1 protein-coding gene is annotated in these 542 nt (G+C 64.0%); it reads right to left on the bottom strand.

Annotated elements, in window-relative coordinates:
• Positions 1-13: 13 nt before the first annotated feature.
• A partial coding sequence (locus BGIM_RS0100895; RefSeq protein ID WP_020467933.1) for an ISAs1 family transposase occupies positions 14-542 on the bottom strand: 529 nt, incomplete at its 5' end.

Genomic DNA, 542 nt, shown 5'->3' with positions numbered 1-542 from the left:
CAGGGCCATTCCGTCATTCACTTTGGGGGATGCCGATAAGCACTCTGGCCCGTTCGGGTCGGATTTGGAGGAGTTCGATGGCTTCGCGGTGGTTGTCGGCCCCGGTCCCGGCGAGCAAATGAATGAGGGAGTTGCGCAGGGCGGCGAGGATTTGGGGGGCCGAACCGGAGCGCACCCGACAGGCGTCTTCGTGAAAGGTCACGTCCCGAACGTAATGCAATTCGTTTTCGATCTTCCAGTGATCGCGGAGGTGTCTCAGCAGGTCGGCGGCGGTCGCCTGCTCTTCAGACAGGCTTGTCACCCCGTACCCGACTTCGACGGTTTTGATCCCCTTGATGGTCCGTTCCCGGATGATCTCGAAGCCTTGGGCCAGGCCCTTCCATTGTTCATGACCGGTCAGGATCGACGTGGTTCGCAGGGTCCGGACCTCCAGCCGCCCGTGCCCCTTGTCCACATGCCGAACCACGCGATCCGGGGCGGGCGCCGGAGGGAGGCCGTCAGGGGGAAGTGGCCGCCGCGATCTGTCGGGCGGCGTCCTCGAA

Origin of the sequence: Zavarzinella formosa DSM 19928, assembly GCF_000255705.1 — a bacterium.
In the GTDB taxonomy this organism is placed as follows: Bacteria; Planctomycetota; Planctomycetia; order Gemmatales; family Gemmataceae; genus Zavarzinella; species Zavarzinella formosa.
This window is presented reverse-complemented; position numbering and strand designations above follow the sequence as displayed.